At 62.9% G+C, this 14,413-nt stretch carries 11 protein-coding genes; 3 read left to right on the top strand and 8 right to left on the bottom strand.

Annotation, left to right across the window (positions count from 1 at the left end):
• From treY to glmS, 5 genes are all read right to left on the bottom strand, one after another.
• Positions 1 to 2,337, bottom strand: a complete 2,337-nt coding sequence (gene treY / locus RIN13_RS15195) for a malto-oligosyltrehalose synthase (RefSeq protein WP_309108175.1) — start codon at positions 2,335 to 2,337, stop codon at positions 1 to 3.
• Complete coding sequence (gene glgX, locus RIN13_RS15190; protein ID WP_309108174.1) at positions 2,334 to 4,589, bottom strand: glycogen debranching protein GlgX; 2,256 nt, start codon at positions 4,587 to 4,589, stop codon at positions 2,334 to 2,336. Before glgX ends, treY begins: the two co-directional genes overlap by 4 nt.
• 130 nt (positions 4,590 to 4,719) lie before the next feature.
• Positions 4,720 to 6,270 carry an NAD(P)H-hydrate dehydratase gene (locus tag RIN13_RS15185; RefSeq protein ID WP_309108195.1) on the bottom strand — a complete coding sequence of 517 codons (1,551 nt, stop codon included), beginning with the start codon at positions 6,268 to 6,270 and terminating at the stop codon, positions 4,720 to 4,722.
• 56 nt (positions 6,271 to 6,326) lie between these two features.
• Positions 6,327 to 6,674: a holo-ACP synthase gene (locus tag RIN13_RS15180; RefSeq protein ID WP_309108173.1), complete on the bottom strand. Its 348-nt coding sequence runs from the start codon at positions 6,672 to 6,674 to the stop codon at positions 6,327 to 6,329.
• A gap of 4 nt (positions 6,675 to 6,678) precedes the next feature.
• The gene (gene glmS / locus RIN13_RS15175; RefSeq protein ID WP_309108172.1) at positions 6,679 to 8,571 is read right to left on the bottom strand and encodes a glutamine--fructose-6-phosphate transaminase (isomerizing); all 1,893 of its coding nucleotides are present in this window, start codon (positions 8,569 to 8,571) and stop codon (positions 6,679 to 6,681) included.
• 72 nt (positions 8,572 to 8,643) lie between these two features.
• On the opposite strand from glmS, the gene coaA reads away from it, so the two are divergent.
• Complete coding sequence (gene coaA, locus RIN13_RS15170; RefSeq protein WP_309108171.1) at positions 8,644 to 9,609, top strand: type I pantothenate kinase; 966 nt, start codon at positions 8,644 to 8,646, stop codon at positions 9,607 to 9,609.
• 5 nt (positions 9,610 to 9,614) lie between these two features.
• Entirely contained in the window at positions 9,615 to 10,565 is a 951-nt protein-coding gene (locus RIN13_RS15165) for a D-alanyl-D-alanine carboxypeptidase family protein (protein WP_309108170.1), read from the top strand.
• 16 nt (positions 10,566 to 10,581) lie between these two features.
• Here the strand turns inward: RIN13_RS15165 and glmM are convergent, their stop codons facing one another.
• From glmM to rplM, 3 genes are all read right to left on the bottom strand, one after another.
• Entirely contained in the window at positions 10,582 to 11,943 is a 1,362-nt protein-coding gene (glmM, locus tag RIN13_RS15160) for a phosphoglucosamine mutase (protein WP_309108169.1), read from the bottom strand.
• A 195-nt stretch (positions 11,944 to 12,138) separates the two neighbouring features.
• On the bottom strand, positions 12,139 to 12,648 hold the full coding sequence (rpsI, locus tag RIN13_RS15155) for a 30S ribosomal protein S9 (protein ID WP_309108168.1): 510 nt from the start codon (positions 12,646 to 12,648) through the stop codon (positions 12,139 to 12,141).
• Positions 12,649 to 12,686: 38 nt separating this feature from the next.
• Complete coding sequence (rplM, locus tag RIN13_RS15150) at positions 12,687 to 13,130, bottom strand: 50S ribosomal protein L13 (RefSeq protein WP_015937805.1); 444 nt, start codon at positions 13,128 to 13,130, stop codon at positions 12,687 to 12,689.
• Between the two features lie 345 nt (positions 13,131 to 13,475).
• Here rplM and RIN13_RS15145 point away from each other — a divergent pair, with 345 nt between their 5' ends.
• Positions 13,476 to 14,135, top strand: a complete 660-nt coding sequence (locus tag RIN13_RS15145) for an A24 family peptidase (RefSeq protein WP_309108167.1) — start codon at positions 13,476 to 13,478, stop codon at positions 14,133 to 14,135.
• Positions 14,136 to 14,413 lie beyond the last annotated feature (278 nt).

The raw sequence follows: 14,413 nt of genomic DNA, 5'->3' as shown, positions 1-14,413 counted from the left end.
CTAGCTGTTTTCGCTGATGGGGGTGAGCAGCGCCACCGGGTAAACCCGCAGGATGTCCGCCACCGCCACCGGGCCGGGGCCAAAAATGGTTCCGGTGAGCTGGTCCTGCATTTCCGTGTCAAGAGCGACGGCGGTATCCCGCCATCCGCCTTTGCCTTCCAGTCCGCAGGGGAGCCTCGTAGCCAGGGTAATCGCGCCGGCCGTGGCGGGTTCCATGGTGTCAGCGCGGCTGAAGGCGAGGAGATGATCAGCTGCCGATCCCGTGGCTGGCACCGGCTTGTAGCCCCTGAACAACTCGGGACGGTCGCGACGCAACCTCAAGGCACGTGAAGTCACCAGCAGTTTGCAGGCCTCCGCCTGGAAGACGGCCGGAAGCTGACCGTCATCCAATTCAGCCAGGGTGTTCCGTCTACGTTCGAAATCCACGGCCCGGCGGTTGTCCGGATCTGCCAGGGAGCGGTCCCAGAACTCCGTGCCCTGATAGACGTCCGGCACTCCAGGCATGGTGAGCTGGACGAGCTTGGCGGACAGCGAATTCGACGCCCCATGCGAGTCAATGCGCGCCACAAAGGCTGTCAACTCTGTGCGGACATCGGGGTGGTCAAAAACGGCGTCCACAGCGGCCAGGAGTTTCTGCTCGAAATCCGCGTCAGGATCCGTCCAGCTGGTGGAATTCCCGGCTTCACGGGCAGCCTTTTCCGCGTAGCCGCGGAGCCTGACGCGATCGGCCGGCCACGCCCCGGCGATTGCCTGCCATACCAGCGCCGCGAGGGGTCCGTCCGGCAATGGGGCCAACTCCCGCAAGCGGGCGAGGGTTGCCGCCCATTCAGGCGCGACTTCCGAAATTGCAGAGATGCGTGCCCGGGTATCCTCGCTGCGTTTGGTGTCGTGAGTGGTCAGGGTGGTCATTGACAGGGGCAGCCGCTCCTGGCGCCGGATCATCCGTTCGTGGAATTCCTCCGGGCTGAGCGCGAATTCCGTGGGGTCGGCGCCGACTTCCGTGAGCGTCCCCAGCCGGGTGTAGCGGTAGAACGCTGTGTCTTCCACGCCTTTGGCCATCACCATTCCGGATGTCTGCTGGAACCGACGCCCGAGTTCGGCGTCGGCGTCATTGAGCAACGGGAGGAGTTTGGCCACGGCATGGGAGAGGTCGGGCCTGCTGTCCAGGGCGGCTTCGCAGGCTTCCTTCAGCACCTCTGCGCCCTCGGGCAGGTAGGTGCGGTAGACGGGGAAGGCAGCAATAATCTCAGACAATGCATCGGCAGACTCAGAGGCAGTGAGCCCCAGGTCCTGAGGCACCAGCCTGACGAGCCTCAGGATTTCGGAGTGCAACATGCCGTCGGCGATGGCGCGCTTGGTCCCGTGGATCATGGCGGCGTAGTCAGCCGACTTGCGGCTGCCACGCAGGCGGGCATCAAGCCGCGTCAGGGGCGCCTCTCCCTTGGGGTCCACGAAAACCCGGTCGACGTCGGCCAGGGCGTCGTAGCCGGTGGTACCTTCGCACTGGAACTCCGGCGGCAGCTCCTCCCCCGGTTCCAGGATCTTCTCCGCCAGGATGTACGCGCCTCCGGTTACTTCCTTCAACCGGCGAAGATACCCGCCCGGGTCGGCAAGCCCGTCGGGGTGATCGATGCGCAGCCCGTCCACCAGGTCCTCCTTGAACCAGCGCACAACCTCGGCATGGGCTTCGTCGAAGACCTCCGGGATTTCAACCCGGACTCCTGCCAGCGAATTGATGGCAAAGAACCGGCGATAGTTCAGCTCGTCGTCCGCCCGGCGCCAGCCGATCAGCTCATAGTGCTGCCGGTCATGGACGTCACGCGGGCTGTCGCCGGAAACGTACGTCCCCTCCGCCAAGGGAAAGCGGTGGTCGTAGTACCGCAGTTCGCCATCCTGGATCTCCAGGTGTTCGACGTCGTCATCGCTTCCGAGAATGGGTACGCGGACGCGGCCGCCCCCAAAGTCCCAGTCGACGTCGAACGCTTCAGCGTATTTCGACTGCCGGCCTTCCTTCAGCAGCGACCACCACCAAGGGTTCTGATGGGGAGTGGCGACGCCGACATGGTTGGGAACGATGTCAACAAGCACCCCCATGCCGGCGGCGCGGGCAGCCCGGGACACGGCTGCTAGCCCTTCGGGGCCGCCCCGGTCCGGATCCACAGCGCTCGGGTCGGTGACGTCGTAGCCGTGGCCCGATCCTTTTTCCGCAGTGAGCAACGGCGACAGGTAAAGCCAGTCCACTCCCAGGGCATGGAGGTAGTCCACGATTCCTGCGGCGTCCTGCAGCGTGAAGTCCGCTCGGATCTGCAGCCTGTACGTCGAGACGGGGGTTCTCATGACCCGCCCTCCTCCTTCTGTCCGAGCTTCCTGGTGTGTTTGGGCTCCGGCGAAGCGGGAGATGTCAACGCCGCCGACTCCGGCGTGGAAGTCTGCGACAACGCGGCCAGGGAAGCTGCCACCGAATGATCCGGTTCCACTTCCGGAGTGCTGTGGGCCCTGAGTACCACCAGGGATTTGGCATCCACGGGGAGGCTGCCTCCGGCTAAGACGGGTTCAGTGTCGGCGTTGTGCCCGGCGGTATCGATGATGATGTCCCACGCGGGTGCGTACTCATCGGAGGGCAGTTTGAACTTCACTTCGTCGTCCTGGGCATTGAAGTAGAGGACAAAGTTGACGTCGGTAATCCGCCGGCCCCTCATGTCCTTTCCCTGGATGCCGTCGCCGTTGAGGAACATGCCCACGGAGCGGCCCAGGCCGGCTTCCCAGTCCTCGGGCTGCATGGTTGAACCGTCCACGTCCAGCCATACGATGTCCGGCAGCCGCTCGCCTTCGCCTCGACGTACGGGCCGGCCGTCAAAGAACTTGCTGCGCCGGAAAGTAGGGTGCTTGGCCCGCAGGGAGTTGACGGCCGCTGTGAATTCCACCAGAGGCTGGTCAACGCTGTCCCAGTTAATCCAGGTCAGCTCGGAGTCCTGGCAGTAGCCGTTGTTGTTCCCTCGCTGCGTCCTGCCAAGTTCGTCGCCGTGGAGCAGCATGGGAACGCCCTGGGACAGCAGCAGGGATGCGATAAAGTTGCGCTGCTGGCGTGCCCGCAGTCCCAGGACCTTGGGATCATCCGTTGGGCCTTCAGCGCCGCAGTTCCAGGAGCGGTTGTGGGATTCGCCGTCGTTGTTTCCCTCACCGTTGGCCTCATTGTGCTTCTCGTTGTAGGACACAAGGTCGGACAACGTGAAACCGTCGTGGGCGGTGACGAAGTTGATGGATGCGACCGGCCGCCGGCCTGAGTGCTCGTAGAGGTCAGCTGAGCCTGTGAGCCGGGAAGCGAATTCGCCCAGCGTGGACGGTTCTCCTCGCCAGAAGTCACGGACGGTATCCCGGTATTTGCCGTTCCACTCTGTCCATTGCGGCGGGAAGTTGCCCACCTGGTAGCCGCCCGGACCAACGTCCCAGGGCTCGGCGATGAGCTTCACCTGGGAGACCACGGGGTCCTGCTGGATGAGTTCAAAGAAGGTGGAGAGTTTGTCGACGTCGTAAAACTCGCGGGCCAGGGTGGAGGCGAGGTCGAAACGGAAGCCGTCCACATGCATCTCCGTGACCCAGTACCGCAGCGAGTCCATCAGCAGCTGGAGGGAATGCGGATGGCGGACATTGAGGGAGTTGCCGGTCCCTGTGTAGTCCATGTAATGCTTCTGGTCGCCCTCCATCAGGCGGTAGTAGGCGGGGTTGTCGATGCCCTTGAAAGACAGCGTGGGGCCCAGGTGGTTTCCTTCAGCGGTGTGGTTGTAGACCACGTCCAGGATGACTTCAATCCCGGCACGGTGCAGCGTACGGACCATCGCCTTGAAGTCCTGCACCTGCTGGCCGGTGTCGCCGGTGGAGCTGTAGGTGTTGTGCGGGGCGAAGAAGCCGATGGTGTTGTAGCCCCAGTAGTTGTTGAGGCCCTTGTCCTGCAGGATGCCGTCGTTGACGAACTGGTGCACGGGCATCAGTTCAATGGCAGTGATTCCGAGCTTCTGCAGGTGCGCGATGACCGAAGGGTGCGCCACGCCGGCGTAGGTGCCGCGCTGCTCCTCGGGAATCTCCGGGTGAAGCTGCGTGAGGCCTTTGACGTGGGCCTCATAAATCACTGACTTGTGGTACGGAATCCGGAGGTTGTGGTCCCCGTCCCAGTCGAAGTACGGGTTGATGACAACGCCGAGCATCATATGTCGGCTGGAATCGGCATCATTTCTCGAGTCGGGATCGCCCATGTTGTAGGAGAACAGCGACGGGTCCCAGTCGACCTGGCCGTGCACAGCCTTGGCATACGGGTCCAGGAGCAGTTTGTTGGCGTTGAACCGCAGCCCTGAGGCGGGGTCATACGGCCCGTGAACCCGGTAGCCGTACATCTGGCCAGGCTGGACCTGCGGGATATAACCGTGCCAGACGTAGCCGTCCACTTCCTGCAGTTCGAAGCGGGTTTCCACCCGGTCCTCGTCGAAAAGGCAGAGCTCCACCTTTTCCGCTCGTTCGCTGAACAGTGCGAAGTTGGTTCCGGTGCCGTCGAAGGTGGCTCCCAGCGGGTAAGCCGATCCGGGCCAGATTTCCATCAATACTCCTCAGTTGTCCAACAGTTGCAATTCACACTCGCCATCCAGCGTATAACTGGAAAGTAAGCTTACTATTAGTGCGGGTGTAACCATTGCACACTAGCGGGTACCCGCGACAAACGCCGCACGGCTATCCTGTCCGAACGGGCCAGATCCCCGGCACAGCATCGGCGAGACGGCCCGCCGTAAGGGGCCCTCCTTCCGACGCCGCGCTTCCGGCAAGGCCGTGAACACTGGCGGCCATTGCGGCTATCGCTCCCCACCGCTCGGCGGGATCAATGCCGACGGCAGCGAACCGGTCGGCATTGGGCCCCACCTGCGCCAGTAACGCGCCCAGCACTCCCGCGAGTACGTCTCCGCTGCCGGCAGTGGCCATCCACGGTGTTCCCTCGGCCTGGGTGAAAGCGGCTCCCGTCGCCGTGGCGATGACAGTGGTGGGTCCCTTGAGGAGGACTGTTCCGCCTGTCAGGGTCGCAGCCCGGCGCGCCGCCAACATGGGAGCTGCTTCGATCTCCGACCGGTGGGTGGCAGTGCCGAGTTCCGTCAGCAGCGTGGCCAGCTCTCCGGCGTGCGGAGTGAGGACCACTTGGGCTCCAAGGCGGCCGGGGAGGATGCGTAGAGCCCCGGCGTCGGCAATCACCGGCAGCCCTGACTCCAAGGCATCATGGACCCTGCCCAGCTGCTCCCCGGCAGAATCGTCCAAGCCAGAGCCCACCAGCCACGCCTGGACATGGGCATCCGCCACACGCCCCTGTCCGCACACCACTTCCGGACAGGCGGCGCGAACGGCGGCTGCCACCTCTGGCGGACCAAGGTATCTGACCATGCCGACCCCTGCTGCAAGCGCCCCACGGCAGGCCAGCACAGCCGCACCAGGGTAGCGTTTAGATCCGGCCACGACGCCCAGGACTCCCCTGGAGTACTTGTGGGAACTGCGTTCCGGCTGCGGCAACAGGGCCTTGAGATCGTCCCGGTCAAGGCGGCGCAAGACCGGCGACGGCAGTGCCGACTCGATGCCGATGGGCACAGTCACCATCCTTCCGGAGCTGCCGGCCCCGGGATCAGCCAGCAACCCCGCCTTTGCTCCCCCGAACGTCACAGTCACGTGCGCCCGCAGCACAGGCCCGTGCAGCTCACCTGTATCAGCGTCCACACCGCTTGCGATATCGCAGGCCACAACTAAGGGGGTGCCCTCTGCTCCGAGGAGCTCAGGCTGCAGAAGCTTCGCCTGCAATTGCTCCATCAGTAATCCCGCCGCTCCCGTGAGCCCGCCACGCGCACCTGTCCCGAGGACAGCGTCAATGACGACGTCGGAGCTTGCGGCGGCGGCCAACAGTTCGGGGATGTTGTCTTTGGTTAGGGCGTGCGTCCTTCCGCCGGCCCGGCGAAAGGCTGCCAGGCCGGCGGCGTGCGCGTCACCGGCGGTGAGCACCGCCGTCGTACGCATTCCCCGGCCGGCAAGGAAGGCGGCCGCAAAAAGCCCGTCTCCCCCGTTGTTGCCCTTGCCCACGAGCACTGTGACGCTGGAACCGTAGATGCGGCGTCCCATGGATTTGAGCTCCCGGATGACGGCGTTAGCCAGACCGTAGGATGCCCGCTGCATGAGAACAGCGCCCATACCGTTATCCAGAAGAGTCTTCTCAGCCTCGCGTATCTGGGTTCCGGTGTAGGCGCTGATCATCGTGGTGGTCCAATCCTGTTGGTCCATTCATGCTTGTCGAATCGTGGCGGAAAGACCTAGCCCTCGGCAATCACCGTAGCCGTAGCGATGCCGCCATCGTGGCTCATGGAGACGTGCCAGCGCTTGACGCCCTTGCCCTCGGCCACGGCCAGAACCGTTCCCTTCACCTGGATGGTGGGGCCGTGCTGGTCGAGTCCGATCCAGCAGTCCTGCCAGTTCATGCCGGCGGGAGCGCCGAGGACCTTTGCCACGGCCTCCTTCGCTGCGAACCTCGCGGCTAGGGACCTGGTGTTGAGTTCCCGTTCGGCCGGGACGAACAACCTGTCCCGCAGCCCCGGCGTCCGCTCAAGTTGGCGGCCAAAGCGCTCAATATCTACTACGTCTACCCCGATGCCAACAATCATGGCGTCACTCTACCGTGACGCTCTTGGCCAGGTTGCGCGGCTGATCGACGTCGTAGCCCTTGGCCTGGGCAAGTTCAAGGGCGAAAATCTGCAGCGGAACAGTAGCCAGGAGCGGCGCCAGGAGAGTGGGCGCCTCCGGGATGTAGAACACGTGCTCGGCGTAGGCCTTGACGGCCTCGTCCCCTTCTTCGGCGATGACGATGGTCTTGGCACCGCGGGCACGGACTTCCTGGATGTTGGAAACCACCTTGGAGTGCAGGGAGTCACGCCCACGCGGTGACGGGACCACCACAAACACCGGCTGGCCTTCCTCAATCAACGCAATAGGGCCGTGCTTGAGTTCGCCGGCGGCAAAGCCTTCAGCATGGATGTAGGCCAATTCCTTGAGCTTCAGGGCGCCTTCCATGGCCACCGGGAAACCGACGTGGCGGCCCAGGAACAGCACGGACTTGGCGTCGGCCATGGAGCGGCCCAGTTCCTTGATCTGCTCCTCGTTTTCCAGAATCCGCTGGATCTTGGCCGGGATCTTGCCCAGGTCCGCAAGGATGTCCTTGATCTGGCCCTGGAAAATGTTCCCGCGCAGCTGTGCCAGGTAGAGGCCCAGAAGGTAAGCGGCGGTGATCTGGGCCAGGAATGCCTTGGTGGAAGCAACGGCGATTTCGGGACCTGCGTGCGTGTACAGGACGGCGTCGGATTCACGGGGAATGGTGGAGCCGTTGGTGTTGCAGATAGAGAGGGTCTTGGCGCCCTGTTCCTTCGCGTAGCGGACAGCCATGAGGGTGTCCATGGTCTCGCCCGACTGGGAGATGGAGACGACCAGTGTGTTCCCGTCCACGATCGGATCGCGGTACCGGAACTCATGCGAGAGCTCAACTTCGGTGGCGATGCGGCACCAGTGTTCAAGGGCGTACTTGGCCACCTGCCCTGCGTAGAAGGACGTTCCGCAAGCCAGGACAATGATCTTGTCGATGTCCTTCAGGAGTTCGACGTCGACGCGGAGCTCGTCAAGGGTGAGCTTGCCGTGGATGTCAGAACGTCCCAGAAGGGTCTGCGCGACGGCGTCCGGCTGATCGTGGATTTCCTTCTCCATGAAGGACGAGAAACCGCCCTTTTCAGCGGATTCAGGGTCCCAGTCGACGTGGTATTCCTTGCCCTGTGCGGGGGCACCGAAGAAGTCCGTGATTTCAACGGTGTCTGCCGTGATGGTCACGATCTGGTCCTGGCCAAGTTCCACGGCCCGGCGGGTGTAATCGATAAAGCCGGAGACGTCGGAGCCGAGGAAGTTCTCGCCGTCGCCCAGGCCAACTACCAGCGGAGAGTTGCGGCGGGCGGCCACGACGACGTCGGGCTGGTCGGCGTGCACGGCCAGCAGGGTGAAGGCGCCTTCCAGCCGCTGGCAGGCCAGCTGCATGGCCTTGGTGAGCCCGCCGTCGGAAACGTCGCCGTTGAGCTTGGTCCTGAAGATGTCAGCGAGAAGCGCAGCAGCGACTTCAGTGTCCGTTTCGGAGAGGAAGGTGACGCCCTTGCGGACGAGCTCGAGCTTCAGCTCGGCGAAGTTCTCGATGATGCCGTTGTGGATCAGCGCGAGTTTTCCGCCGTCTGCCAGGTGCGGGTGGGCGTTCTGGTCAGTGGGTCCGCCATGGGTGGCCCAGCGGGTGTGCCCGATTCCGGTCAAGGATTCGGGCAGGGGGTGCTCATCCAGCTCAGTGATCAAGTTGCTGAGCTTGCCAGATTTCTTCCGGAAGGAAATTTCTCCGTCTGCCAGGACTGCGACCCCTGCTGAGTCGTATCCCCGGTACTCGAGGCGGCGCAGTCCTTCCATGACCACGTCCAGCGCATTGTGTCCAATATGCTCCCCGTTCGAAGAACGGCCTACGTAACCCACAATTCCACACATGGTGACAAGCCTAGCGGGTTTGCGCGTTCTTCCCATTTCGCTCTCGTGCGCAACAAGGGCAGAATCTCTAGGGTGACTTTGCAACGCAACGAATCGAACGGTGAGGGTGTCTCCCCGTTCGTGGAGCTGGACCGGCAAACCTGGTCCCGGCTCTCAGCCCAGATGGAGCAGCCTCTTAATGAAGAGGATGTGCTTCGTCTCCGCGGCCTTGGTGATCCCCTGGACATCGAGGAAGTACGCGAGGTCTACCTCCCCCTTTCCCGGCTCCTGCACCTTTATGTGGAAGCAGCCGGGCAACTCCACGCGGCCACCACCACCTTCCTGGGTGACACCACCCAGCGCACACCGTTCGTCATCGGCGTGGCCGGTTCTGTCGCCGTCGGTAAATCCACCATCGCCAGGGTTCTGCGGGAGATGCTCCGCCGCTGGCCTGGAACCCCGAACGTTGAGCTGATCACCACTGACGGCTTCCTCTACCCGCTGGCTGAACTCAAGCGCCGCCAGCTGCTGGACCGGAAGGGCTTCCCGGAATCCTACGACCGCCGGGCATTGCTGCGCTTTGTCAGTGAAATCAAGAGCGGCGCGGAGGAAGTCCGGGCACCCTGGTACTCGCACGTTACGTACGACATTGTCCCGGGCAAGGAAGTGGTGGTCCGGCGTCCCGATGTGCTGATCGTTGAGGGCCTGAACGTCCTTGCGCCTGCCCGGCCGCGTCACGATGGCAGGCAAGGCCTCGCCCTGAGCGATTTCTTCGATTTTTCAATCTATGTCGACGCGAAGACGTCCTACATCGAAGAATGGTATGTGGACCGTTTCCGGAAGCTCCGCAGCACTGCCTTCGCGCAGCCCGAATCCTATTTCCATCGGTACGCCACGCTCTCTGACGACGAGGCTGAACGGACCGCCCGGGATATCTGGAAGCGCATCAACGAGCCCAACCTTGAAGAGAACGTGCTGCCCACCCGCGGCCGGGCCCAGCTGGTGCTGACCAAAGATGCGGACCATTCCATCCGGCGCATGCTGTTGAGGAAGGTCTAGCACGCATGTGCCGCGACTGCGCGCCGTTCCCCGGGGTGCTCCCAACTACCGGGCCCTCGGCTGGGGAGCCCCCTGCTGGGGAGCCCTCTCCGCTGCCGAGCCGTCGTACCTTCACCCGGTTCCTGGCCGCCGGGGCAGGCCTCACGGCCCTTGCCGCCTGCACGCCGGCAACCACCGAAGCGTCTCTCACTTCCCCTGCGGTCTCGCAGGCAGGCGTGGCAACAGGATCCCCCTCGCCCACTCCGAGCACGGCAGCCACTCCGACAGCCACTGACCCAGCCTCTGCCACGTCCGCGGCCCCGCCGCCGTCGCCCGTTCCATCGCCCGTCTCGCCTGCCGCGGCCCTGGCGCAGCAGCACTCCCTCACTGACCCCGCAAGCCCCTGGCTTGTGGTCAACAAACACCGGCCCCTTGCCACCCCCGAGTACGCGCCCTCGGATCTGGTACAGCCCAACGTTCCGCTGGCAGTCAGCGGGGAGGCCTCCCTGCTTAACAGCACGACGGCGGCTGCCGCTGAACAGCTGTTCGCTGCGGCTGCTGCGGAGGGAGTCAGCATCACCCTGGCTTCGGGCTACCGGTCCTACGCCACGCAAGTGGCGACGTACGGCAGCTATGTGAGCTCACAGGGGCAGGCGCAGGCTGATACGGCGTCGGCCCGTCCCGGGTACTCGGAGCATCAGACTGGTTGGGCTTTTGACATCGGCGACGGCGGTGGGGCGTGCGGTTTTCAGCCGTGCTTCGCTGAGCAGCCGGCCGCGGTCTGGGCTAAGGCGCAGGCACACCGGTTTGGGTTTGTGATCCGCTATCCCTGGATGTTTCACGAGATCACCGGTTACTACTACGAGTCATGGCATCTGCGTTACATCGGGATCGAGGCCGCTAGCGACATGGCGAAGCGCGGGATCGCCACCCTCGAGGAATACTTCGGACTCGAAGCGGCGCCGGCCTACCTATAGGGCGGGGCTTGGACTCTTATTCGGGTACGAGCTCCAGCGCAAGCTCTTTCTGGACCACGGCGGCAAGCCTGTCAGCGATCCGCTGAGCTGTAGCCTGCTCCCCAGCTTCCACCATCACGCGGACAACAGGTTCGGTGCCGGAGGGACGCAACAGCACACGTCCGGTGTCCCCGAGCTCCGCTTCAGCCTGTGCGATGGCAGCTGCCACTACGTCATCGCCCTTGACGCGGGTGCGGTCCACGCCTTTGACGTTGATAAGAACCTGTGGGAGCTTGGTCATGACCGTGGCAAGGTCCTTCAGTGGCCTGCCGGTCATTGCTACCTGAGCTGCAATCTGCAGGCCGGTGAGGACGCCGTCGCCCGTTGTTGCGTGATCCGCAAAGATCACGTGCCCGGACTGCTCGCCGCCAAGGTTGAACCCACCGTCGCGCATTTCTTCCAGGACGTAACGGTCCCCCACTGCTGTCTCACGGATACTGATGCCGGCCTTGGTGAGGGCGATCTTGAGGCCCAGGTTGCTCATCACGGTTGCCACCAGGACGTTGTCCTTCAGCTTTCCGGAGGCTTTCAACGCCACGGCAAGAATGGCCATGATCTGGTCGCCGTCCACCTCGTTGCCCTCATGGTCAACTGCCAGGCACCGGTCCGCGTCGCCGTCGTGGGCAATGCCCAGATCAGCTCCATGCCGCACCACAGCCTCCTTGAGGGGACCGAGGTGGGTTGAACCAACACCGTCGTTGATGTTGAGGCCATCGGGCTCAGCACCGATCACCACGACGTCGGCGCCGGCGTCCTTGAAGACCTGCGGGGAACATCCGCTGGCAGCACCGTGGGCGCAGTCCAGGACCACCTTCAGTCCGTTCAAACGGTGCGGGAGGGTACCGAGGAGGTGAACGATGTAGCGGTCCTCCGCGTCAGAGAACCGCTGGATGCGTCCTACGTCGCTGCCGACCGGCCGACGGGCCTCATTGCCCATCTCAGCCTCGATGGCGTCTTCCACGTCATCAGGGAGCTTCTGGCCGCCGCGGGCGAAGAACTTGATGCCGTTATCCGGGGCAGGGTTGTGGGAGGCGGAGATCATCACGCCAAAATCAGCTTTCAGGTCCGCCACGAGGTAAGCGGCTGCTGGCGTGGGCAGCACCCCTGCGTCGTAGACGTCGATTCCGGAACTGGACAGCCCGGCTTCCACGGCCGCTGCGATGAACTCACCGCTGGCGCGCGGGTCCCGTGCCACGACAGCGCGCGGGCGGGTGCCGTTGGTATTGCGGTCGTGACCCAGCACGACGGCGGCAGCTTGGGCCAGCTGCAGTGCCAGCTCGGCTGTAAGCAGGCCGTTCGCCAGGCCACGGACACCATCTGTTCCAAATAATCTAGACATCGGGTCAAGTTTAGACGACGGTCCGCCGGCTCCAACCCAAAGTCGGCGGCATGACAGTTAACGACGGAAGCCCGCCCTGCGAACAGGACGGGCTTCCGGGAAGCGGAATTAGCGCTTGTGGAGCCGAGCGCTAAAAAGCGCTGCGGGCCCCAATATGCGGTCGCGCCAGCGGCCACATATCGGGAAGGCGCATTTTTAGCGCTTGGAGTACTGCTGAGCCTTACGGGCCTTCTTGAGGCCTGCCTTCTTACGCTCGATGACGCGTGCGTCGCGTGAGAGGTAGCCGGCCTTCTTCAGGATGGCGCGGTTGTTCTCGACGTCGATCTCGTTCAGTGAACGGGCGATGCCGAGACGCAGTGCACCGGCCTGGCCGGAAATGCCGCCGCCGTGAATGCGTGCGAAGACGTCGTAGGCGCCGTCAAGATCAAGGATCTTGAAGGGCTCGTTGACGTCCTGCTGGTGCAGCTTGTTCGGGAAGTAGTTGGCCAGCTCGCGGCCGTTGATGATCCACTTGCCGGAGCCCGGCACAACGCGAACGCGTGCAACGGCTTCCTTGCGGCGGCCAACAGCTGCGCCGGCAACGGTCAGGGCCGGGCGCTCCTTCTTCGGCGCAGCAGCTTCAGCAGCTGCTCCGCTTTCCGAGGTGTAGCTGGTCAGGGTTTCCTCAGCCTCAACGGCTTCGGTGGTCTCTTCGTTCTGAGCCACGGTTCTCCTTGTATAGATAAGTTGTTTGGTGGCCAGGACTACTGGGCGACCTGGGTGATTTCGAAAGTCTTGGGCTGCTGTGCGGCGTGGGGGTGCTCAGCACCGCGGTACACCTTCAGCTTGCCCAGCTGCTGGGCAGCGAGGGAGTTCTTGGGGAGCATGCCCTTGATGGCCTTTTCAACGGCGCGGACCGGGTTTGACTCCAGCAGTTCCGCGTAGTTGACGGAGGTCAGGCCGCCCGGGTAACCGGAGTGGCGGTATGCGCGCTTCTGCTCCAGCTTGGCGCCGGTGAGGGCAACCTTTTCAGCGTTGATGATGATGACGAAGTCGCCCATGTCCATGTGGGATGCAAAGGTGGCCTTGTGCTTGCCGCGCAGCAGGATTGCGGTCTGGCTCGCGAGACGACCAAGGACAACGTCTGTGGCGTCAATGACGTGCCACTGGCGGTTGATATCGCCGGGCTTCGGGGTGTACGTACGCACGGTTTTTGCCTCGTTCTTATTCTGGCGTTCTTTTTTAGGTGTCACTCAAGCGTGTGCACCTACTATCTATGCGCTACCGGAACAGAGGTGAGGGCTCTATGTAACCAGTCATCCTGAAGTCCCGAATGTGCTCGTTGAGTAGTTATCCTGCAACCGGATTCTCAAGCGGGCACGCATCATCGAGATAGGACACGCACAACGACTGTCAAATATACCGTGGAGGGGCCGTCCGGGTCAAAATGGGGTAACCGGACAGGGCATCCAGTCTCCACGCACCCGCCGGCCAAGGATCAAGACGAACGACAGACCGAACATAAGACCCGCCTTATAAGGAGCAACGTGTCCGTGTATCCCACTGGTGAGGCCAGCATGCCGTTGTTCGTCCTGATGATTGGCCTGCTCGGCGCGGGCCTCGGGTTATTGGCGGAGATCGGCGTCCGGAAGGCCGTTCCACGACTCAGCGTTGACACTTCAGTCCGCTTCAAAATTACGACGGCGGCGCTCACCGGAGCACTTTCGGCCGCCATGGCTTTTCGTTTTGGCCAGTCTTCGGCGCTTGCTGCCTATTTGGTCCTGGTAATTCTTGCCGTTCAGCTTGCCTTAATTGATATTCGCCATCATCTTTTACCCAATCGGCTCGTGTTAGCGCTCCTCACGGCCGGCGCAGTATTGCTCTCGGCTGCAGCAGCTGCCTCCCCGTCCTGGGATGCTCTGCTTCGGGGGGTGGTTGCGGGGGCAATTCTGTTCGTTATCTACCTGATTCTGGCGATAATTTCGCCTCGGGGCATCGGAATGGGCGACGTCAAACTTGCCGCACCACTCGGTTTGTACCTCGGCTACTTGGGTTGGTCGCAGGTGTTCTATGGCGGAGCCCTTGGGTTCGTGGCCGGCGGAGTGGTCACGGCCGTCCTGGTGCGGGCAGCACGGGATGAAAAGCCTGCAGAAGTTGCCTTTGGGCCATCCATGTTCGCAGCCGCTCTCGCCGTGATTCTGCTGCCGATCTGACAAGTTACCCGCTTCTTTCTTCGCCTTAATTACTAAGCCTACTTACCAAACCAAGTAGTCGACCCTCAGGGATCCCTCAAGAAACTGAGTACACCCAATTCCTGGCTAAGTGCTGCCCTGAATTGCATCGGAAAAAGACGAGTACAGCCACTCATTGTTCGCCTTGTTTGGCCCATGCAATTGTTGTCCCAACGGAACTCCAGACGTTCTGGGTAAATGGGGGCAGTTGGATATCCGTACACCAATTCAATGTAAATTCATCTCTTGAAAAGGAAATT

The organism is Arthrobacter sp., from assembly GCF_031179985.1.
GTDB lineage: Bacteria > Actinomycetota > Actinomycetes > Actinomycetales > Micrococcaceae > Arthrobacter.
Note: the sequence above shows the minus strand (reverse complement) of the source record. Positions and strands in the feature narration are given on the sequence as shown.